This is a genomic window from Streptococcus sp. HMSC076C08 (assembly GCF_001810825.1).
In the GTDB taxonomy this organism is placed as follows: Bacteria; Bacillota; Bacilli; order Lactobacillales; family Streptococcaceae; genus Streptococcus.
This window is the reverse complement of the sequence record NZ_KV802726.1, coordinates 1-766: the sequence shown is the minus strand read 5'-3', so window position 1 is coordinate 766 and position 766 is coordinate 1. Positions and strand designations below refer to the sequence as shown.

The 766-nt window shown below is 46.0% G+C and carries 1 pseudogene; it reads right to left on the bottom strand.

The window, feature by feature from the left end:
- Window positions 1-766: pseudogene (locus HMPREF2766_RS04435) on the bottom strand (hypothetical protein); the annotation flags it as partial.

Here is a 766-nt window from a genome sequence, read left to right as displayed (position 1 = left end):
AACAACCATAGTCGTGCTACCATCCTCAAATGTTGGTGGAACAGTCGAATCGATATGTCCTTCAAACACTGGTGTTGCCACTTGAGGTTGGCCTTTTGCTCCTGTAGAAGTCGTGTCATGACCAGTAGATGGGTCTACAACTGTTGGACGATAGCTTGCAGTAACTGGAGTTCCGTTCTTATCCTTACGGACAATCGTTACGCCTGTTCCTTTTCCTACAAAATTAGCTTCTGGAGTGAAGGTGACGATGCCGTCTGGTGAGATTACGTAAGTTCCTTCACCTGGAATCACTTTTTCAGTTGATCCATCTTCAAATGTCGCTGCCACAGTTTCATCAATTGGAACAAGCGGATTACCACCTTCAAATGTTGGCGTACCTGTTTGAACAAGTCCCTTAATGTTAACTGAAGAAGTATCTTTACCAGTCGGCGTTACCTTAGTAAACTCTGGACTGTAGGTTGCAGTGACCGGAGTGCCATTCTTATCTACGCGTTTGACTGTGACTGGAGTTGGTTTTCCAACAAACTGTTTATCTGGAGTGAAAGTTACAGTTCCGTCTGGTGCAATCGTGTAAGTTCCTTGACCTGGAATAGATTTCTCTTTGCTTCCATCTTCGAAAGTTGGCTCTACTGTTTCATCGATTGGAACCAGTGGATCGCCGCCTTGGAAGGTTGGAGTGCCCGTTTTTGGAACACCTTGAGGACCTGTGCTGGTTGCACCAGTTCCTGTTGGGGTCACTTTCGTAAACTCTGGACTGTAGGTCGCA